Origin of the sequence: Paenibacillus dendrobii (assembly GCF_009807035.1) — a bacterium.
In the GTDB taxonomy this organism is placed as follows: Bacteria; Bacillota; Bacilli; order Paenibacillales; family Paenibacillaceae; genus Paenibacillus_AQ; species Paenibacillus_AQ dendrobii.
This window is the reverse complement of record NZ_WUBI01000001.1, coordinates 1273871-1294536: the sequence shown is the minus strand read 5'-3', so window position 1 is coordinate 1294536 and position 20666 is coordinate 1273871. Positions and strand designations below refer to the sequence as shown.

Annotated in this window: 25 protein-coding genes; all 25 read left to right on the top strand. The window is 41.3% G+C overall.

Annotation, left to right across the window (positions count from 1 at the left end; genetic code table 11):
• Positions 1 to 99: 99 nt before the first annotated feature.
• The 25 genes from GRF59_RS05510 to trxA all read left to right on the top strand — a co-directional run bounded on the left by GRF59_RS05510 (position 100) and on the right by trxA (position 20598).
• Positions 100 to 432, top strand: a complete 333-nt coding sequence (locus GRF59_RS05510) for a hypothetical protein (protein WP_160496626.1) — start codon at positions 100 to 102, stop codon at positions 430 to 432.
• 66 nt (positions 433 to 498) lie between these two features.
• Positions 499 to 1416: a peptidoglycan recognition protein family protein gene (locus GRF59_RS05505; RefSeq protein ID WP_160496625.1), complete on the top strand. Its 918-nt coding sequence runs from the start codon at positions 499 to 501 to the stop codon at positions 1414 to 1416.
• Position 1417: 1 nt separating this feature from the next.
• Positions 1418 to 1714: a hypothetical protein gene (locus GRF59_RS05500; RefSeq protein WP_160496624.1), complete on the top strand. Its 297-nt coding sequence runs from the start codon at positions 1418 to 1420 to the stop codon at positions 1712 to 1714.
• 469 nt (positions 1715 to 2183) lie between these two features.
• On the top strand, positions 2184 to 2933 hold the full coding sequence (locus tag GRF59_RS05495) for a helix-turn-helix domain-containing protein (RefSeq protein ID WP_160496623.1): 750 nt from the start codon (positions 2184 to 2186) through the stop codon (positions 2931 to 2933).
• Positions 2930 to 3685: an ATP-binding protein gene (locus tag GRF59_RS05490; RefSeq protein WP_160496622.1), complete on the top strand. Its 756-nt coding sequence runs from the start codon at positions 2930 to 2932 to the stop codon at positions 3683 to 3685. Before GRF59_RS05495 ends, GRF59_RS05490 begins: the two co-directional genes overlap by 4 nt.
• A 163-nt stretch (positions 3686 to 3848) precedes the next feature.
• Positions 3849 to 4337, top strand: a complete 489-nt coding sequence (locus tag GRF59_RS05485) for a Na-translocating system protein MpsC family protein (protein WP_160496621.1) — start codon at positions 3849 to 3851, stop codon at positions 4335 to 4337.
• A gap of 221 nt (positions 4338 to 4558) precedes the next feature.
• Entirely contained in the window at positions 4559 to 5845 is a 1287-nt protein-coding gene (locus tag GRF59_RS05480) for a DnaB-like helicase C-terminal domain-containing protein (protein WP_160496620.1), read from the top strand.
• A 27-nt stretch (positions 5846 to 5872) separates the two neighbouring features.
• The gene (locus GRF59_RS05475) at positions 5873 to 6949 is read left to right on the top strand and encodes a toprim domain-containing protein (RefSeq protein ID WP_237391637.1); all 1077 of its coding nucleotides are present in this window, start codon (positions 5873 to 5875) and stop codon (positions 6947 to 6949) included.
• A gap of 91 nt (positions 6950 to 7040) precedes the next feature.
• On the top strand, positions 7041 to 7580 hold the full coding sequence (locus GRF59_RS05470; RefSeq protein WP_160496619.1) for a sigma-70 family RNA polymerase sigma factor: 540 nt from the start codon (positions 7041 to 7043) through the stop codon (positions 7578 to 7580).
• Positions 7581 to 7848: 268 nt separating this feature from the next.
• Positions 7849 to 8493 (top strand): hypothetical protein, encoded by a 645-nt coding sequence (locus GRF59_RS05465; RefSeq protein WP_160496618.1) that lies wholly within the window; start codon positions 7849 to 7851, stop codon positions 8491 to 8493.
• Between the two features lie 114 nt (positions 8494 to 8607).
• On the top strand, positions 8608 to 11157 hold the full coding sequence (locus tag GRF59_RS05460; RefSeq protein ID WP_160496617.1) for a DNA polymerase: 2550 nt from the start codon (positions 8608 to 8610) through the stop codon (positions 11155 to 11157).
• Between the two features lie 157 nt (positions 11158 to 11314).
• Entirely contained in the window at positions 11315 to 11707 is a 393-nt protein-coding gene (locus GRF59_RS05455; RefSeq protein ID WP_160496616.1) for a hypothetical protein, read from the top strand.
• Between the two features lie 110 nt (positions 11708 to 11817).
• Entirely contained in the window at positions 11818 to 12936 is a 1119-nt protein-coding gene (locus tag GRF59_RS05450) for a hypothetical protein (protein ID WP_237391636.1), read from the top strand.
• 338 nt (positions 12937 to 13274) lie between these two features.
• Complete coding sequence (locus GRF59_RS05445; protein ID WP_341480008.1) at positions 13275 to 13565, top strand: hypothetical protein; 291 nt, start codon at positions 13275 to 13277, stop codon at positions 13563 to 13565.
• Complete coding sequence (locus GRF59_RS05440) at positions 13543 to 13875, top strand: hypothetical protein (RefSeq protein ID WP_160496614.1); 333 nt, start codon at positions 13543 to 13545, stop codon at positions 13873 to 13875. Before GRF59_RS05445 ends, GRF59_RS05440 begins: the two co-directional genes overlap by 23 nt.
• A 57-nt stretch (positions 13876 to 13932) precedes the next feature.
• Positions 13933 to 14487: a hypothetical protein gene (locus tag GRF59_RS05435; protein WP_160496613.1), complete on the top strand. Its 555-nt coding sequence runs from the start codon at positions 13933 to 13935 to the stop codon at positions 14485 to 14487.
• Entirely contained in the window at positions 14468 to 14746 is a 279-nt protein-coding gene (locus tag GRF59_RS05430) for a hypothetical protein (protein WP_237391635.1), read from the top strand. Before GRF59_RS05435 ends, GRF59_RS05430 begins: the two co-directional genes overlap by 20 nt.
• A gap of 157 nt (positions 14747 to 14903) precedes the next feature.
• Positions 14904 to 15194 carry a hypothetical protein gene (locus GRF59_RS05425; protein WP_160496611.1) on the top strand — a complete coding sequence of 97 codons (291 nt, stop codon included), beginning with the start codon at positions 14904 to 14906 and terminating at the stop codon, positions 15192 to 15194.
• Entirely contained in the window at positions 15191 to 15427 is a 237-nt protein-coding gene (locus tag GRF59_RS05420; RefSeq protein ID WP_160496610.1) for a hypothetical protein, read from the top strand. Before GRF59_RS05425 ends, GRF59_RS05420 begins: the two co-directional genes overlap by 4 nt.
• Before the next feature lie 78 nt (positions 15428 to 15505).
• Positions 15506 to 15796, top strand: coding sequence for a hypothetical protein (locus tag GRF59_RS05415; protein ID WP_160496609.1), 291 nt, complete (start codon positions 15506 to 15508; stop codon positions 15794 to 15796).
• A gap of 194 nt (positions 15797 to 15990) precedes the next feature.
• A complete protein-coding gene (locus tag GRF59_RS05410) occupies positions 15991 to 16674 on the top strand; it encodes a transglycosylase SLT domain-containing protein (protein ID WP_160496608.1) in 684 nt (227 codons plus the stop codon).
• A 333-nt stretch (positions 16675 to 17007) separates the two neighbouring features.
• Positions 17008 to 17973 carry a sigma-70 family RNA polymerase sigma factor gene (locus tag GRF59_RS05405; RefSeq protein WP_237391634.1) on the top strand — a complete coding sequence of 322 codons (966 nt, stop codon included), beginning with the start codon at positions 17008 to 17010 and terminating at the stop codon, positions 17971 to 17973.
• Positions 17974 to 18038: 65 nt separating this feature from the next.
• Positions 18039 to 18341 carry a thioredoxin family protein gene (locus GRF59_RS05400; protein ID WP_160496607.1) on the top strand — a complete coding sequence of 101 codons (303 nt, stop codon included), beginning with the start codon at positions 18039 to 18041 and terminating at the stop codon, positions 18339 to 18341.
• Positions 18342 to 18415: 74 nt separating this feature from the next.
• Complete coding sequence (locus GRF59_RS05395) at positions 18416 to 20167, top strand: ABC transporter ATP-binding protein (protein ID WP_160496606.1); 1752 nt, start codon at positions 18416 to 18418, stop codon at positions 20165 to 20167.
• Between the two features lie 110 nt (positions 20168 to 20277).
• Entirely contained in the window at positions 20278 to 20598 is a 321-nt protein-coding gene (gene trxA, locus GRF59_RS05390) for a thioredoxin (RefSeq protein ID WP_160496605.1), read from the top strand.
• The last annotated feature ends 68 nt before the right edge of the window (positions 20599 to 20666 follow it).

The following is a 20666-nucleotide window of genomic DNA, read 5'->3' as shown; positions in this document are numbered from 1 at the left end:
CATGAATCCTGAAACGAAAGAAAACCCTATGCAATGATCAGCGAATACAAATGACAGCGTTAGAAGGAGACTGCGCTATACGAAAGACGGGTGAATTGAATGGACGTAGGGGTAACAACTGCAATCGTCGGTGGAATTGTATCCTTAATGACGGGAGGGATCGGATACTTTAGCGGTCGCAGCAAAGACAGAATGTCTGAGCGCGAACTTCTCTCGAAGGACGAGCAAGCGTTTCGCACCGAACTCAAAGAGGAACTGAAGACCTACAAGGACGAAATCAAGAGACTGAGCGATGAGATTACGGTTCTCCGAAATGAGAATATGGAGTTGATTTCAGAGAATAGATTGTTAAATATCAAAGTCGAACAGCTGGTGGCTCAATTATCTACGAGGTCCGCAGATAGACGCTGGGATGATGAAGGATCTGCATAAATCTTTCTGAAAAATAAGACATAAGAAATTGGCGACTCAACTTTCGAAGGAAAGGATAAGAACAGCATGTTTAAAATGAAATATATTATCGAGCAGGAATTTCTTCCAGCTAAAACATTGAGACGGCCGGCCATCAAGAACCGCGGCATCGAATTTATTGTTGCTCACGACACTGGAAATGACGGGAGCACAGCGACAGGCAACGTTAATTACTTCCGAAATTCTGCAAATGAGATCGAAGCATCGGCCCATGTGTTTATTGATGATAAGAGAATTATTGAATGTATACCGCTTGATGAGAAGGCATGGCATGTCCGCTACAATGTTACGACAGATAACGAGCTTTACGGATGTGATGCGAATGATAAGGCCATTGGTGTTGAGCTTTGTTATTCATCCCGAAAAGGAAGCATTAACAACACCGAATCGTACAAACGTTATGTATGGTATATTGCCTATCTTTGCGATACATACAACCTCGACCCCATGAAAAAGATATCTGGCCACAATGAGCTTGACCCGTCCCGAAAATCGGATCCCTTTAAAAATGCCTTGAAAACGATGGGCATTAGCAAGCAGAAATTTCTTATTGATGTGGCTGAAGAGTTGAAGGAATGCCAAACAAACGATCCAAATTACTCCGTGTATCAGAATAATAATCACTTGAAGGATTTTTCGATATTGGATAACGCAATCAAGTATGCACAAAAATGGGCTAATGCAAGCGTTCGCCAAAAAAGTGATGGCAGCTTCGTATGGTCCAACATGACAAAGGTGGATGATGAAATCATGAAAATGGAAGCTTGGCAGAAAACTTTACTTGTTGAGGGACTTCATAAGCTGAGTCAAATCAATGGCAAAAATGGCTCACCCCTCATTGACAGCCCTCAAATGTGGATCAAAAAAGTGAATGAAGGAACGCTGACAACGGATGAGCTGGCCATAATCAATTTTGCGTTGATCACTCGTCAGGTGGTGAACTAGGATGTTGAATCCGATTCTGGCAGCAATCGTTACTACCGCAGGTCTATGGATACTGGTAGCGGGTTTAACGGAATCCATAACTGAGATTTTAAAAAATCTGTTTCCTGAAAAAATCAGGGACAAGGTTACATACACAGTTTCGATTGGAGTAGGAGTTGCGCTAGCATTTGCATTCCGATTGAATCCTTTTGGAATGACGGGAGCCACAATGTATGCTTCAATGGTTGCTGCCGGAATTCTAGCTTCCCGAGGAGCTAACTATCTGAACAGTCTGCTAAAAAAACTAGGGATACAGTAAAATCCTAATTATGACGGAAGCGGCGGATCATATCCGTCGCTTTTTTACGATTTCAATGAGGTGCCAAAGCTACTTCAAAATATGCTGCAACATTTAATACGCATGTTCCGACTACTCTTACTGTGGGAAATGAAGATTTAACAGAACCATTTTAAGCAGATCTGGAGGTTTATGCAATTATAGCCAACAAACAAAATTCAAATCACGTGCAATATGATTGTGAAAAATGTGGAAAGAAAATGAAGAACATACTCGAACAAGTCATTCATATTGTGTACGAATGTACCGAAGAGGATAAAGGCTTATCATAGAGGTTCGTATGTAAAAGAATAGCTAAAGAAGAGAATTATGACCTTGACCGAACATTTGTTCTCATGATATATTTACCAAACAGATGTTCCCATATTTCATTAATTGTAAAATTATTCTTGATTGCCTCGACGACATTATAAGAGAGTGATGGTATGCAATGGATGACTACAAAGGGCAGCTGATCATCAATAGTGAAAAGCGTTTCGTATATCACGAATCAGTTAACAGAGGACATGTCCAGCTACCAAGGATGGTCATCAATTGTTTAGGTCTATCGAGCGTTGCAAAAATTGTCTATGGAATTATCTCCGGTTATATTTTCGAGCATGGTAAAACGGCTTTTCCGTCCGTTGCTCGCATTGCAATGGGGTGTAACTGCACGAAGAAGACCACAATTAAATATATCGATGAATTGGTAGAAAAAGGATTCATCATCAAGGAACGGAACGGTAAACGGCGTACGAATAATTATTATTTAGTGGACGCCGATAAAGTTCAGCACCTGCAAGTTTCAGAAATGTTTTGGGGAATCATAACCGGAGTGTACAGAGACATCGAAACTTCCCTTTACGAGGATATTTACAATGGTGTGATAGATATTCTTGAGAATATTTCTGAATCTAACATTGATTTTAAGGATATTCCAGTGAATCCTACCACAAAAGCTCACGTCAGGAACATTCTGATTAATAACCTTGGAAAGGATGATGAGACCAGGCATAAACTACAAAACAGAGAAGAAGTAAAACCCGAGATCGACTCCTTTTTTCTGACAAGAAAAAAAACGAACGACGTTAACTCCCAAGATAATACAGGAAAAAAAGAAGGAGCAGAACAACTTGAACAAAGGGACCGAAGTGCTTCTGTCGACGAATTCTTGAAAAGGATAAAAGGAGTTAGCCCATGAGTGAACTGTTTAATACATGCGAAGAGTGCGTTGTAAAGCAATGGTGCAAACTCAGGCGTGGTGTCGTTAAGCTTCCTACCGACTCTTTGTTAACGTTCTGTGTGGGGAATGATAAGCTAACAAAGGCACTAGACTTAGCGAGAATCCCCAAGGAATACCTTAATGCGAATCTTTTCCACTATACGAAGGATTCCGATAACGCTGAGTATGCTGATATATTAATAGAACTTTTAACTAATCCTGTAGGTTTTGTCCGGTCTGGTCTGAATCTAGCACTGTTAAACAATCATAAAGGTACCGGAAAAACATGGACAGCCATTGCAGTTCTCAATGAGTTCATCTACAAGGTATGTCGTGACCCTGAGTGGTTTGACTATGAAAATCCTGTAGCTCTGTACGTTAAATTCGGAGCTTGGGCCAATAGGCAACGGGACATATACACCCGAAATGATGAGGAATTTACATTCCAAGCACATAAAGAACTGTCTCTAATGAAGGATGTGCCATTACTTGTCTTGGATGATATTGGTTCTGGAAGGATTACGCCCATTATCCGTGATCTTATCTACGATGTTATTGACCACCGAAAGGAACGGCAACATTCCATAGTGTTCACTTCAAACTATTGTGAGACACAATTACGGTCATCCGAAATGCTTGGTGAAATGGTAATTTCTCGTATGCTTTACAACACGATGATACTTCCTTTGGGGGGGCGAGATCGAAGGGTTTCTAAAATATACCACTATTGAGAATTTGTAATTACAGGAATTGAATAACATTTTTGTTCGCTTCTTCACAACTTATACTGCATTCTTAACACTTACTTACTATGAGGTAAAAGTACACTAATGCTCTGTATAGTGATTTCTATTAACTCAGGGATGAGCTTAGGCGAACGGAGGTCAAAAAAGTATGGCGAGATTAGAAATAGAACTTGGAAAACTATTTGCTAAACTCCGAAAAGAGTTTACGGGAACCGGGGCGATTGATACTCAGGTTAGAATATGTGCCGATTCTCTCTATGTCAGGTATAAGGTATCATATACTGCGTTAGAGAAGGCGCTGGTTAAATTTTTAAGAGACGATAGCGGTAGTATCACGATCCCTGACTATACAGAAACTGCCAAGCAAATGATCGACAATCTAATGCTACCGTTGTTTCCTATAGAAAAGGTCAAAGTGAAGGGCTTGTTCACACGAATTTTTATAGAAGAATGCAGCGAAGCGTCTTACTGGCTTGTCATATTCGACAAGAACATAGAGAAACTTGCGCGCGAATACGAGAGGAAAGACCACCCTGAAAGGCATATGAATAGAAAGCTATTAAGTATCGCCTTACCTGCTCTGATCATTCCTTTAGCCAAAGCGATTGGTATTTTTGAGATATCCCCTTATGTTTGAAATATACGGCAATTAGTTAGAACTCGCGGATATAGAGCGTTTAACTAAGGCTAGTCCAATTTACCCATTGGTCTGGCCATTTTTTTGTTCCAAAACATATGAATAATTCAAGAAAATGATATTATTGATACTATTTGTGTAGAAAACTTAAAAGTGTATTTCGCAACTAATATATGGGTCATATCGACTACTGATAGTACATGGCATAGGGGAGAGGACTTATGGCAGCTATTGAGGAATTGCAATTACTTAATCATGTACTTGTTACGAAAGAATGGGGAATCATAGGGGGCGCAGGGTTAGAAGAGGATTATTTTCAGGTATACAAGGATGTTTTCAACTACATTCAGTGCTTCGTCAATGAGAATGCGCATGTTCCAACCATTGAAACCGTAATGAACAAGTTTGACTCATTCGAATTAGTGGAATTGGAAAATATACAACATGTTGTAAGGTCATTGAAAGAGGACTTCCTGTACAGGCGATTTAAACCGGTTCTGATCTCTGTTGCGGAGACTTTTGCCCAAAAGGATACGTTGAATGCAATTCAACAACTTCAAGTCGAATCGGAGAAATTTCTAAAATCTTTTGGTTTGAGCTCTCAAGGTTATTCTTACATTAGAAACGCACAATCACGGCTTGATGCTTATAACAAGATACACGGAAGGTCAGATAACGAAATCATTGGATGGACTACAGGGTTCAAGCCGCTTGATTTGGCCACAAATGGTTTGGAGTTCCAGGAGGGAGCTGTCGATTACTTTCTGGTATTTGCTCCAACGAATATGGGTAAGACACTTATTTCTTCTTTCATGATGAGCGCAGCTTGGAACAGTTCATTAGAAGATGATTATCCAGCCTACTTTGCCCTTGAGCAAAGAGCGACTGAAATTGCGTTGAATTGGGATAATACGCTTGCTAGATTATCTCGACTTGCTCTTACCCGTGGTACTCTTTCAAACGAGAAAAGAGATGCTTACGCGGAGTATGTTGATAGACTTAAGCAAAGGCAAAAGGACATGGTGATTTATGACTTAAATAGTAATGGCGGTAGACCGTTCACTTTGGAAACCATTCACCGAATACTTGAACGCGAAGGTCATAATCGTTGGACATTAGATCAACTTTCAAAAGTTAGACGATCTAGCCGAGATAGTGGGGGAGACTTGAGACAGCGCCTTTTTGAAGTATCAGCAGGAATTCGTGAAATCATTTTGGATACGGGAAAGCCGGCTATGATCGTCGCTCAGGCGAACCGTGAGTCTCTTCGGAAAATCAAAAAGGACAATACCGAAAAAGTAGAAGAAACGGACATTGGAGAAGCATTTTCGATTGTTCAAGATGCTTCCAAAGGAATTTCCATCGTGAAAGTAAGCGATAATACCTTCCGAATTCAGGTCATAAAAAATCGAAACAACGCAAGTGGCCAATCGTTTCTTATTCGTTATGACTTTGATACAGGAACTGTCAACGTTTTAGATGATGCCATTCAAGAACAATACTTCTAAAATCTGCGAGGAGAGTGATCATGCAAGTTGATAAAACAAAAGGAAAAATTTAACGAGGGAATATTACACGCTCTGTACATAGACATCAACGAAATGATAGAAGAACTTCGTTTTTTGTATCAACATCAAACAAGATATGCGAATAATCCCAAAGCTTTAACCGGAATAAATTGTACTAATGATTGGATCATGTGTTGTTGTCCCATTCACACAGAGAGCCGTCCTTCTTTTGGTATATCGCGCATTCCTCCTTATCACTGCAACTGTTTTGTATGCGGCTACCTGGGGACGATCGATATCTTAATAGAAAATGTTCTGGGATTAGAGGCGGGAGAGGGTGTTAAAATTCTTCTGTCCTCAAATGTAATAGAAGAGAAATACAGCACATTTGATATCGTGGAATTTATTGAAAATCGAAGGAACAGCTACGAAATACCACATTTGGATGAAGGGGTACTTCAGAACATCAAGGATTCGCGGGAGAAGAACGAATCTATCTATCGGTCAGGGATAGAGTACATGAAACAACGAGGATTCGACGACCACACTCTATCAACCTATGAAATCTGTGTGGACACGATAACAAAAACAATTGTGTTTCCACAACGAACAAGAACAGGACATCTCCGGTTTATCCAAAAGCGCAAAATAGGTGGGAATGATCACGGAGCTAAGTTTATTAACGAAGGTATGGGAATAAAAAAAGACATTGTGTTCGGTCTTCACTTCTTTAACAAACTTAAAACTACAGCAAAACGAATTGCAAAAGTAAGATTGGTAGAGTCACCAACAGACTGTATGTCCAACTATCAAGTTGGAATTCCAGCAATATCCATAAACGGTAGAATCTTATTTAGGAATCAAGTCAGAGAAATTCAATTAGCAGGAATTACTGAAGTAGATCTCATGCTGGATAACGATATTGCAGGGGATAAGGGAATGGATCATGCTGCAGGATTACTGGATAGAGCCGGGTTGGTTGTGAACCGTGTGCGCTACCCTGATTTTCCTATGCTCAAAGACAGCAACGAGCTCTTCCAAGCGGGATATCTGGATAAGCTAGAAACCCATAATGTCAATCTCATAGGTTCATTATTCAAGTAACTCAGATTCAGTAAGCCAAAAAAAGTTCCAGTAACATCAAATCGTAAAGCTTCACATTAAACATTACACATGATATCGGAGGAAATTAACCATGAATATTTCAAGAAGTATCCCAACTGTACAGACTTTCGATCCAAATCGTTTAAATCCAATATTTGATTTCTTCCTTCCGAAAGTAAAAGAAGAAGACCGAGAAGACGTAAAAAGCGACTCTATTCTTCGGATCCTGACTGCAGTTGAAAAAAGAACAATAAAAAGTGACATTTTCACTTTCGCGCATACAATCGTACAACGCACTGTGTTTGATTACTATCGTCAGAAAAACCGCAAAATTACTAAAGCCTCAATATCCGTTAATTTTTGTGATGGTGCTGACGAGGAATCAGGTTCTACCATAGATTACTTTTCTTATGAAGTTGAAGAAGTTGGTTATCATCTGTCGGATGTTCGATACGACTATCTCATTCATATAACCGATTTTACTCCGCAAGAACGTAAAATTATTGATTATATGCTCTTTGTCGAAGAAGGTATGGACATGAAACCTACTGAAATTTCAAACCAATTAGGATTGAACAAATCTCATGCTTCACGAGCGATGAAAAAATTAAAAAAAGTATGTAGAGCATAAAGAACATAATGGTGTTAATAGACATTTATTCTCTAAGATTTATCTTGGTAATATACGTAATCCGTTCAGTTATGTGTACCTTAATGGTAGCACAATGGAAATATTCTTGCAACAATTACTCATCTTATTTATGAGATTTCTCGCAACGTTTAGCTGAATTGAAACGACTACTACATAATCATTACGAAGTATTACCCAATAGAGAAATATCTGAAACAGGTTATCAAAATAGCAGCCGAACATAATACAACATTAGGAGGAACACATGATGTCTAATACTGTAGTTCACGGTCTTAAAGCCATTCTTTCTGGGGGCGCCGATTTTATCACGTTTGAAGAAAATAAGCCAATGACCCTGCTTTTTATCGATTGGCATGACAATCTTGTCGGCGTACGAGAACATTATGAGAAGTCCTTGATTCCTAGTTATATTCGTTGTCCCGGTCATAAAATCTGTCCTTTATGTAAAAAAAATCCGGGGAAGTATCCTGCGATGCGAATTAAATTTCGTGTTTACGATCCCCTGGAAAACAAAATTAAGTTTATAAGCCTTGCTAAGACTCACATAAAGAAACTTAACGACGACTTTACTTTGCAGGGCGTGGACCCGACTAAGGTTCTCGTAACGATTTTTCGTAAGGGTAAAGGAATAGCTGAGACTTCCTATAAGGCATGTCGATATATAGTTGATCATACGGGAGCTGAACCGAAATTAGCTGTTCCATCGCGAGAACTTATGAAGAACTTACCTGATATTTTGCCACAAATCACACCTCATTCTCCTGACGAGATAGCTGGTTTTATGCAAGCAACCATCACCGGTAATGCAGGACTAGGGGATAAAGGCAATCAAAATCCGCAAAAACATGGCTTATTTCAAAAATTATATACTCCGAGAACATGCAACGGATAATCCATAAGCCGTTCATCAATCAACATTAATTCCTGAAACATCGTGGTAACGTAAACTTCCCATCTAAATAGATTCAATTAAAAGCCGAAGCTATAGCACCAGGAGGGAATGTTTATGTCTGATATGAATGAAATTTTGAACATCCTAAATTACGCGGAAAAGAAGCTAACCAAGACTCGAACTAAGAATAATGAAAAGATTAAAAAGATAGGAAAAATGAGTACTAAAAATCAGATGAGCCTTAATATTGAACAAATATGTTCAATCCCTGACAATTATATTCTCATTAACACACCTGAATTATTGGCCAGGTTAGTGAAGTATTACAGAGAATACAAAATGAGGTATGGAGCAAATGCATCCGTATTTCTTGATACAAAGACTTATGGATTAAACACCTGGAAGGATGAACTTGTCTCTATTTCTATCGGATTCATATCACATCAATATTTTTCCATACCCATGCGCCCGTTTCTGCATCCGTTGTCACGAGATATTCCTTCTCTTCCTTTTGATGTCGTAGCCGATACATTAAGACCATTGCTGGAATCAGAAAGCATGCTCGTCATGGCGAATGCAAAGTTTAATGTTCACGCATTAAAAAATTGGGCAAACATCGATATTACCTTCAACATCTATTGGGATACGATGATCGCGGCTGGTTTACTGAATGAGAATATGCCTAAAGGAATGAAAGAATGGTACAGAAACTATGTTCAACCTTGGCTAATTGAGCAAGGAAAACTAAGTTACGACGATCCTAATCGACCCATTGATGAGTATGGGATTATGTTCGATACCGTATCTTTCGATACCATCCCTCACCGATCTGCGAATTACTATGCTTGCCATGATGTATACATGACGCATCTGGTTTTCCTCTATCAGAAACAGGTATTCGAAAATCCTTCGTATAACCTTTCAAGGGTCTATAAACTTTTTAATGAAGTGGAGATGCCTCTGATTGCCGTATTCGCATCAGCTGAGCGGCGGGGCGTAGAGCTTGATTCCAAGTTTCTTAAAGATGTAATCGGCGGGATTCTCTCGGAAAAACTGAAAAATTTGAAGATGGATATCTATCAAATTCTTGGTGGCACAATATCAGTAACTCGAACAAGAACCCGAAGCCGGCATGGAATCAAATTCAAAGAGGAATATGTGGTTATGGAGGAACTGAATCTGAATTCTTCTATACAGCTTTCTCATAAACTCTATGATGAACATCAATTGCTTCAGCCGGAGATGATTTTTGATAACCAGCTTAGAAAGCCTAAAAAGTCTATTAGCAAAAAAGTGCTCATCAGAAACAAAAATAAACATAAAGTGTTTTCTCTTATTCTTGAATACCGTGGACTTTCGCAACTGATTCACTCCTTTTGTTATAAACTTCCCGAAGACATTGTAGACGGGCGCATACATTGCACCTATAACCAGTTAGTACGGACCGGACGAGTATCCTGTTCCAATCCGAACTTGCAGCAAATTCCGTCGAAATTTGATCTCATCCGCTATGCTTTTCGTGCTCCAGATGGCCGTTTATTGGTTTCGGCTGACTTTTCACAGCAGGAGCTTCGTTGGCTGGCTATCTTTACTCAAGAGGAAATACTCGTTGATATCTTCAAACAAGGTTTGGATATTCATAGTAGTGTAGCCTGCAAGATGCATGGACTTAACTATGAAATGTTTGAAATGATTCGTCTGTACAAGGAGGAATCCAAAGAAAAGACAAACCAGAACATAAGAAGAGTCCTGAGATATTGGAAGAACACCCAGGATCTCATTAACGCAATCACTTATCATAATGAAAAGGAAAAGACCTATATTGACAGTAATTTCATTAACGCAGACATGATAGTTGAATTAGCTGCATTCTTTGAGGCGTTACGTCAACAGAGCAAGTCAGTGGTATTTGGCGTGTTTTATGGTATTACGGAGAGGGGGTTGGCGGACCAAATTGAATCAAGCAAAGGTGAAGCTAAATCGCTTATCGATGAATTTAAGACAAAACTCACGAAATACCGCCAATGGGAAATTCAGACCCATCAAGAGGTTATGGAGAAAGGGTACATTGTAACAGTCCTTGGCAGAAAACGGAGGTTTGCAGAGGAAATCGCAAAAGTTGAGCAGAAGGATTCACGGGGCAACCCAGGATCTCATTGGAAAATCGATAAATGCAAACGCCAATCCTGTAATGCCATAATTCAAGGGTCGTCTGCCGATCAATCGAAGAAAGCGATGGTTGATTTGTTTTACCCAACACGGGCAGATGGATCCAAATGTTTCGATCGCGGCGAATGGTTGCGGGAAAATTATAAGTCACAACTCGAAAAAGATGATATACATATCGTTCTCCAGGTACATGATGAACTAATGTTTGATGTTCCTGCAAATGTCAGCCCTGCTGCATTGAAAGCAATTTCAAATACGATGGCAAACGCGATACCCAATGATGTGGGAGTAGCGTTCAAGACAGATATTGAAATCAGCCCGTATTGGGGCGGGAGCTTTTCTATAGAGCAAATTGACCTCATGAATAGAGGCATACTGGATTGGAAAAGGATTTTTGAAGAAGAGGTTAAAAGGAAGCTTGCTAAGTTCGGTATCGAATATAAAGTTGGCGTGTTTGCTGATGTAGAAGAAGCTGACGGGAATTCTGAAGGATAATTGGTGATTACCTTTTACTGCTTAGGTCATGTTTCGCTGTAATTCACGAAAAAAAGCCGCCTATAGCGGCTTTTTTTATATTCCGCAACTTTTGACCGGGATAAACTCACTACTGATATTGTAGGGATACTCTATTCATATCAAGGAGCATTGATCCATGGCGACAACGACTATAAAGGAAGCGACGAAAAGATCACCATCGCAGCGTATTCGTGTACTGACCGCGCTGCGGAACGCAGGTTCAAAGGGAATTACGAATGTTGAGCTGCAAGAGATTAGTCTTCGCTGGCAAGCTCGTCTCAGCGAGTTGTACAAACAAGGCTATCGATTAGCGTTGCAAAATTGGGGCGACGGAGTTTACAACTATACCCTCATCCATGAACCGGACACGATTCATCCGGAACCTAGGAGAGCGATTCAAGTCCTGATAAGCGAAATTGAAAATAAGTTCAGTGGCAACGTGACAACTTCTCAACTCATGGATCTTCTGAATTCAAATGGTTTGCAGGTTGGGAGAAAGCCTGGAAGCTTCACTGTGAAAGGCATTTAGTCGGTTACGGGAGAGGACATTGCCTTGAGAGGCGAACGAATTGGATATACGTTCAGGTTTTGCTCGTGCATCGTTCACCGTATACGAGAAAACCGCAAAGGAGGGCAAAAATGTTCGTGAAGTATGCCGTTGGAGGTCGGTTAGATCCTCCATATCATCCGACGAAGCTCTTCCCTCATTTTATAGGGCGGCAAGTAGCTATTCCACGCAAAGCAGATGTTGTTCGCGTGATTAAGGACACCTTTTTCATGTCACATGACCTTGAGTTCTACGCGATATCGGTCAGGATTGACAGTGAGAACTTCCGGGATTACTGGAACTTGAGCGTGGATGGGAAAGAAATCATGAAGAACATTCACTGCATGAAGTACGATGAAGGTCTTTACTTTCAGGTAGCCCATCCCATTCTAGCAGGAAAAGAAATAGTTTTCGAGTTCAACGCAGTTGATGGCAAAGCAAGGAATATAGAAGTGATGTTCCATTTCCTGACCGAACCTGATATCGATCTTCAATCATTCGGGACAACAGACTTGGGCAGCTATCCGGATCCGCTGCCTGAGATACCGGATGAGGAGGTCCCTCCCTCATCAGAAGGAGGAGGCGTCGTACTTCCTGTGCAATGGAATCTTTTTAAAGAGGTCAAGGATGCGGAGAAGTGGGCAGCAAACCTTGGCGTGAAGTGTGAATTTGGATCGAATATTGATGCAGCTAACTATGTAACCGAAGCAATCGCACTGCTGTTCAATACATGCGATGGTTTTGCAGGAATGGTGGCAAAGTATCAATTGAATATCAACATCAAGAATGGAAATGGAGCGAACGGATATTTCAACCCACCCGCTAATGAGGTCGTTGTAAGCAAAACATATGACTTTAAACATGCAACTGAAATTGCTCGAATGGAATATGATACCCATCAGAAGTCCTCACCGAACCGGTTAAGGACAGTCATTCATGAGATCGGGCATTGGCTTCACTATCACAATGTAGGAGCCTCTTTATTTTATCAGTACTCAGATCTTGACCCGGATGCATATGGCAATCAGACAATATTATCCAAGTCGGACGAGAACTACGTAGCCAACAACCTGTGTCAATATGCTACGAAATGGTTCCCTATTGAGTTAATGCCTGAAGTGTTTACAGCTAAAATAACCGGAGTCTCCGTTGACCCTAAAATATGGGAATGGTATGAGCAGTACGGCGGGTATCAGTGCTCCGGATGGTAGGAGGAAGATATGGATTTTACGATTCCGTGCGTTTTCTGTAAGCATTTTAATCGAGATGACAATGCTGGAGTGTCTTGTTTAGCTTTTCCAAACGGAATACCCAAAGAGATTCAGGAGCTGAAGGTGATTCATAACGTGCCGTATCCAGCTGACAATGGAATACAGTATGAACCATTAAGTGACTCGAATGACTATTTTAACTTTTTCGATGGGGAAACCAGAAAATGAAATAAGCCACTGGGTGCTTACGGCAACTGATTAAAGAGGTGATTATCTTGATTGGATTCATGAACTTATGCCCACATTGCGGGGCGGGATCTTCCTTTGTTCCAGAAGAAATGGAATGCGATAAGGCACTAGTTCTATGGTGTCAGCATTGCGGCAACTTTATCAATCAGACCCTGACGCTTGAAACCATACGGCGCTGGTGGCTCAGATTTGATGAAGGCGAGGAGTCTATTCGGCCGCCCATAAGTAAGGAAAGCTATGACGAGCTTCATAGAATCGAAGAACGGCTTAATGAAACGGATGGAAGTATTCTGGAGAGAATCGAACTTCATTTGAAAGATTTTACCGACTACCATTATACGGAAAGGATGAACGATGATGAAAGTCAGATTAAAGGCTAAGTTCTTTTTCGATAACGGAGAAGTAAAGAGGGTCGTTTGGACAATAAGTGATCCTACTGTCATTTATGGCAGCCCATCTAAGCCTGTCAAAACGGTGCTTACGACAGTCAAGGACGTTCAGGATGAATTTCAAAAGTCCTTCCGTAAGCTGCATAAAGAAGGTGAAGTTTTTACAGTTGCCGGTATCGGCGGTGATTTGTCCGGTGTCCATTTCAATAAGGTATCCTACTGGACGCTGAAGGTGGAAGAGATTGGTGAGGAAGAGGATAAAAGTAACCATGTACTGGCTCCAATGAAGGATGAAATTTAGCACGAGACCAACATGAAAATAGAGTGAAATATGGATATTAACATCGGAGGTAATAGAGTGAATTATAACCAACAATCTTTTCAAGATGGAGAACATCCTTTCTTGAAAATCAACGGTACAGTACGTAGCGTGAATATCCCCTCGGAATTGAGAGGAAACATTTCCATAGAGGAACTATTTCAAGTGCTCCAATCAGGCCAAAAATATCAGGATCTGCAAGGTAAGACAGATCATATGGATCTTCTCGGAGAAAAGGCGACTAAGATCGAGCAATTGGAAAAGAAACTTCTAGAAATGACTCAGCGCCTCGAACTACGGGATGTACTCATTGCTAAGCAGAGAACCCTCATAGATACCCTGCTGGGAGAAAACTTAGAAGGTTCATTCGATTCTCCATCCTTCCCAGATGATTTCAGATACTATGATGATACTGTTGGGGGTCTGGGCGGAAACCAGGTGCAAGAAATCGTTAATCAACTAGCTGCAAACGAAATAGGATTAGGAGAGTTTAGTTACGTATTTGCGGGTAACACGGCTGTTATACGTATGAATGATGGTGGAAGAATCGTCACGGTGGTTGCTCAAGATTTTTATGAAGCAGAAGAAAAGTAAACATTGCTTAACCTTTAAAATTCAACATCCTTTGAAGGCTAGGAAGGAACGAATGTCTAAGTACGCAATCGCATACATGAATTATTTGGACAATATACACTTGGTCAAGATTATAGAAGCCGATGGAGAACTCGAAGCATTACGAAATGTGCTTGATTTATCCTCTGACGAGTTCGATTTTAAAACTGTTGAAGAGGTGATGTGCTATTGTTTCAGCATAGATCTAAGTGTTTCTATCCCAGTTCTTTTAGTTGAGTAATCTTTCATGGGGAACTTCGATTAAATCTGTTTGATGAGCTGCAGAATAGATTGCTTTGGTGGATTTCAATGATCCGTTTGCCTGCAAATGCTCGAATACATAAATTAACTTATATGGTTTGGATACTCAAAACTCACTTCAGCAGGAGGTTCAAGATATGGCATTCGGATATAAATTGGGCGATGTCGTTAATAACGTTACACGAATCGTGGAGGCTATCCAACATATGGAACAGGGAATGCATCACGCTTCCTCGGGTTCGTTGGATGCATTACGAAGGAATAAAGCTCAGCTGGAAAACGTGCTCGAGTTCATTATGGAATTAGAGGTGGGATCTAGTGTCAGTCTCGAGGCTTATTTGGCAGGTCATAAGCAGTGCATTCAAGATTGCATCGGGATTTCTTACAACGCTAAGAAACCATATATAGGAAGGACGAGGGTCATATGAAATTTCGCCAAGTTTATACCGCACTACATGATATGAACCAGGCAGTTAAAGCCATGGGAGTGGATTTGGAAAACGCATCGAATAAAGAGTCCAAGGGTGTGATCTCCGATGAAATCCACGCCCTAACTCAAAGTTATAACAATCTCTATAATGCCGATCTTTTGCTGGATGTGGACCTGGATTTGGTACGGAAGCAAATAGATCATTGCATGAAGAATGTCGACGTATACTAGAATTGTTTCCATTGAGAGATGGACATTAACGGGGCGGGGGGCTTTCACATTTTACCCGAGTTAGGAGATTTCATTGAAGTGGATAGCGAAGGACACCCGCAAAACGGACTAATCGGTAAAGTGTTATCTGCGAGTGCCAATCATGTTGTTGTGGATTTATATGGAAGAGAGGTGTCTCTAAACAAACGAATGGTTCGAGTCAAGGCCAAGTTCGGCTCAAGAGCGCACTCTCTGATGAGTATGAAGGCTATGCATTGGGATTTGGATCATCTGGACGATGTAGGTTTATTCGTTCTTATGGATATCGCATTATGGATGCGGGACTATGATTGGTGTAAAGACATCCACATGCGAATGACACAAATGTAAGGTAGGCGGAGCCTGCCTTTTTTTGTTTTTTGCAACTCTTTCCCTTCATAACCCGACCACTATAGGGATAGGGCTAATGAAGTGAAGGGAGTGGTGATTTTGTAGATTTCTGGTACCCATATCAACATAAGCTGGCCCTAGCTCACACAACGAATGTCAATGATGATGTTCTAGCTGAAAGGATGGTATTTGTTTTGATAAAACATATCTTCATACTGGCTATTGCAGCTATGATGCTTGTTGCTTGCACTCCGCAAGAAAGGGTGTTGGTCAACAGGCAACCACAGTCAACAATCACTGAGAACGTGCTAGAGGAGCAAGGGCTGCAAGTACTTAAGAGAAAAGCGAATGATGAGGCAAATCGTATATTGATTGTGTCATTAGCAACCCATAAAAAACAACAGCATCCAGAGATAATCTCGAAACCAGCACAAGCTAAGAAGGATATTTCAGTAGAAAAAAAGTTGGTTCGCCATATGATAAGTAAACATGTGCCACAGAAAAATGCGGAACGGTTTGCTTCTGAAATCATGAAATATTGCAATATGTATAAGATTGATCCGTACACTATTCTGGCAATGATAGAGGTAGAAACAGGAGCTACATATAATCCTAATTTAGTCGGTAGGAATCATGAAGAAGGACTCCTTCAAATCCTCCCTTCTACACAAAAGTTCATGAATATGAAGGGCAATTTGTTCAATACTTCAGTAAACATAGAAATTGGAGTAAAGTACCTTGCATATTGCCAGAAAAAATTCGGAATAGAACTCGGAATCATCGCCTACAATCAGGGTGAAGGAAATGTAAAACGAGGGACGTACAATACAAATTATCTTGCTAAAGTGAACAAAGTTTTGTCTAAAATCAACCGTTAAACCGCTTTCGCTCGCTACTTCACATTGAAAATGACATCACATCAATAGCGCCCCGTGATTCTCAATCACATCAATGATGAAATCAGACCCTAGAAATAGGGTTTTTTCTTTTGAGCGCAACTCCCGTTTGACTCAGGACGACCACTAAGAGTAGGAAGTGAAATAATGAGTCCCAATCCAAAGGAGATAGGCTAAAATCGGCAGATTTCAAGAAGACTCTGAAACCTTACGTAAGGATTTATAGCCACCAATGGTGGGGAGTTAGTGGACTTCTGGTGGGGAGTTAGTGGATTTCCTTAGAGCGGTTCATAAAAAAGTTGGAGGTGAGGTAAATTGGCGCTAAGCCCTGAATATCGATTGTTGCGAAAAAAAGGAATGCAGGATCTACATAATACTGATTTGATTGAGGCATGCAAGTATAATAATGAACTTTTAGGTGAGTTCCTGACGGCAAATCGGCAATTTATCTTTTCTGTGCTTAAGCATTATAAAGGAAATATTGAAGAACTAAAGTTGAAGTTTAATATAAGTGACGAGGATCTTTACCAACATGCTTGCATTGGTATCATAACCGCCATCAAGGAGTTTGATGTTAATAGGGGGGTGAAATTCACTACCTTTGCCGTAAGGCCGATTTTATGGGAAGTGAATCAATTACTATATAGCGACTCTCAACATGTACGACTAAGCCGGAGCGCTGTAGACCTTATCAAAAAAATGGTAGAGATTGAGGAGACACTAGGTCACCGGCCCAATGAGGATGAAATGTCCAAATTGTTAAATGTTTCTGTGGATCGTTACAGAGAAATCGCCATGTTTAGTGATGAGATTAAACATTATGATGGCATCGAGAACTTCGATATTGCAGACAGCAATGGCGGAAACCTTGAAGAGAAAGTGACGAATCAAGTGTATGTAGATAGTCTTTTAAAAGATGAATTGTTCTCTGAATTTGAAAAACAAGTGATGAGTCTTATTTTGGAAGGTGCAGAGAACCACACGCAAATTGCTGCTAAATTAGGCGTTTACCCCATGACTATTAATCGTACTCTCGCCCGTATCCGCACCAAAATTATGAATAAAGAGGCGAATGTGAATCGGGAAGAAAAAGTAAGGTCTGAGTCTAAATATGATCGGGAAATTTCGATTATTTCTCAGGAGATAAAAGAACGGAAAATACCGCTATGCATTGAAGAAATTGCAGATCTCCTTGAAGTCTGTGGATTCGATACAACTAACTACACTACTAGAGTGTTTTATTATATGCGACAGAAAGCAAGTCAGAGTGCAATATGTTAAATAATACCATGAATCTCTTAGTTAATCAAATCATGGCGGGAACTTTAATTCTTGGGAGGTAGGATATGCACCTGACTTTTTATTATGATGAATCCTGCGGGTATTGCCGGAAATTTCAAAAGACAATCGACGGAATCGCACAGGAGAGACGACATCTTCGTATCAGTAAGGTTGAATATATACCTACCATTCACACGGATGTGAAGTTCATTCCTACTGTTATAGTGAATCATGGTGAGCGTGAATTAGGGCGTTTCAGCAGCGCTCTAGATAAGAAAATAATCGATGAATGGTTAGATCAGCTAGAAGAGTACACAAATACATATTTGGGAGAATCCATCAGCATCTTCCCTAATATGACTTCATGAAGCATTCTATGTATAATCGTTTATGAAAAGATGTCTAGATGAAATAAATATACACGGACAGGGGCTATATAGTAATGAAAGAAAGGTATCAAAAAGGAAACTGGAAAGCGTTCGTACATTTGGTCCGGCAGACCAAGCCTTCTGTCTGGATGCTATCCGCAGCTGTTACGCTAAGCATTATCTCGACACTGGTTAGCCTCGTGGTACCATTGTTTACGAAGGGGCTGGTAGATAGCTTCACCGTTGACAGCATCAAACCGGCACAGATCGTCATGCTTGTCGTGAGCTTCGTCGTTTCGGCCATCGCAGGCGGGATATCCATTTATTTGCTTAACCGGCTTGGACAAGAAGTTGTGGCCAAGCTGCGCGACCGGCTTTGGAAGAAGCTGCTGAAGCTGACGATTCCCTATTATGATAATCACCGAACAGGGGATACGATCAGCCGCATGACCAATGACACGGCAGTCCTTAAGGGGCTTGTATCCGAGCACGTGACGGGTTTCTTCAATGGCGTTATTTCGATGGTCGGAGCCATTGTTATTCTGCTTCTGCTGGATTGGAAAATGACGCTGATCATCCTGGCGGCGATTCCGGTTACGGCGGCGGTACTCGTTCCCCTGGGGCGTATCATGCTTCAGATATCTCGGAAGCTTCAGGATGAAACCGCAGATTTCACGACTATTCTCAATCAGGTTCTTTCTGAGATCAGGCTGGTGAAAGCCTCGAACGCGGAAGAACGAGAGACTGGCGTCGGCCAGAAGGCCATCGAAGGATTGCTTAAGCTTGGGATTCGTGAAGGGAAGATTCAGGCTTTTATCGGTCCTATTATATCGTTTGTGATGATGGGACTCATGGTTCTCATTATCGGTTACGGCGGTATGAGGGTCTCCAGTGGCGCCCTTTCAGCCGGAGATCTGGTGGCATTTATTCTCTACTTGGTGCAGATTATTATGCCGATGAACCAAATCACCATGTTCTTTACCCAGTTGCAAAAATCGGTCGGTGCAACAGAAAGAATCGTAAATATCCTTGAAGACCGTCAAGAAAATGTCTCGGACGGCAAAACGTTGACCGGACCGGTCCAGACCATTCAGGTTGAGCATGTTCATTTCTCTTACGAAAAGGGTGATGCGGTTCTCCATGATATCAGCTTTACGCTGGAACCAGGGAAGGTAACGGCTGTGGTTGGCCCAAGCGGAGGCGGCAAAACCACCTTGTTTTCCATTATCGAACGATTTTATCTGCCCGATAGCGGTATGATCCGGGTTGGAGGTCAGGATGTGAGCGGTTATTCCCTCGAATCCTGGCGCCGGCAGATCGGTTACGTTCCACAAGAAAGCCCGATTATTGCAGGGACAATCCGTGATAACATATGCTATGGCATGGACCGTGATGTTGCCGACGAAGAGGTTGAACGTGCGGCGCACATGGCATATGCCGATATTTTTATCAACGAGCTGCCGGAAGGCTACAGGACGGAGGTAGGCGAACGCGGGATTAAACTCTCCGGAGGTCAGCGCCAGCGGATCTCTATTGCCAGAGCGCTTCTGCGCAATCCGCAAATTTTGATGCTGGATGAAGCTACCTCGAGCCTGGACAGCCAATCCGAAGTGTTTGTGCAAAAAGCGCTTCAGAATCTCATGAAGGGCCGCACGACGATGGTTATTGCCCACCGTTTGTCAACGGTAGTAGACGCAGATCAGATCCTTTTCATTGAAAAGGGACGTATCACTGGCGTCGGGACTCACCAGGAACTGATTGAGAGTCATTCAATGTATCGGGAGTTTGCCCATCAGCAGCTGCGTATCGCTGATTCCATATCCTAGGCGAGTGTCTGATCATTATTGACTTTTATCGGAATGAAACCTATAATGACGTTATACCCCTGAGGGTATGTTTATTCGTTAGAATGATCATTCTCGTGGAGGTGGAATAGATGGCAGTAACAAGTGTCTCCGAGAGTAACTTCTCCTCATCGGTCATGAAATCCGGCAAACCGGTCATGGTTGACTTCTGGGCCCCATGGTGTGGACCATGCCGCATGGTTGCTCCCGTTCTGGAGGAGCTGGAGAAGGAAATGGGCGAGCGAATCAAGTTTGTGAAGGTCAATATCGATGAGAACCCAAGACTGGCTTCGTTGTTCCAGGTTCAAAGCATTCCGACCTTGAAGCTGTTTAAAGATGGACGCGCAGTTGCAACATTTGTCGGTTTCCAGCCGAAGCAGCAGTTGAAAAGACAAATTGAACGTGTCATTTAAGTATTTCATTTGTACTAGGCAGATGCTATCAAATCTTGCTTTCATGTCTGCATATATAAACATAGTTG